The sequence below is a fragment of the Streptomyces sp. ActVer genome (assembly GCF_027270795.1).
Classification (GTDB): domain Bacteria; phylum Actinomycetota; class Actinomycetes; order Streptomycetales; family Streptomycetaceae; genus Streptomyces; species Streptomyces umbrinus_A.
The window spans coordinates 1-519 of sequence record NZ_JAPWHT010001041.1 but is presented as its reverse complement, the minus strand read 5'-3'; the positions used below and the strand labels follow the sequence as shown (position 1 = coordinate 519).

1 pseudogene is annotated in these 519 nt (G+C 70.5%); it reads left to right on the top strand.

Annotation, left to right across the window (positions count from 1 at the left end):
- Nucleotides 1–519, top strand: a pseudogene (locus O3Q52_RS54030) (right-handed parallel beta-helix repeat-containing protein); the annotation flags it as partial.

Genomic DNA, 519 nt, shown 5'->3' with positions numbered 1-519 from the left:
GGTGGCCCGGGTGTGCGCCAAGCCCGCGGCCGGGCCGACGAAGGCGCCGGCGGGCGCGGTGACGGTGGACCCCGCGGTGGTCGGTGACCTGGCCGCGAAGACCAAGAGCAGCCCCCCGAAGACCACGTTCTGGCTTCGGCCGGGCAAACACAGGCTCGATCCGGACCGCTACGCCCAGGTCATCCCCAAGGAGGGGAACCGCTATCTCGGCGCGCCGGGCGCGGTGCTCGACGGCCGGAAGAAGAACCAGTACGCGTTCGGCGGCAGCGCCAGTGACGTCACCATCCGCTACCTGACCGTGCAGCGCTTCGTCGCGCCGCACGACGAGGGCGTGGTCAACCACGACTCGGCCGACGGGTGGGTGATCGAGAACACGACGATCCAGAACAACTCCGCCGCCGGGCTGATGGCCGGTGCCCGCCAGCAGGTCCGCGCCAACTGCCTGCGCGACAACGGTCAGTACGGCATGAACGCGTACAAGGCCGGCAACTCCATCCGCGGCCTGGTGGTCGAGGGCAA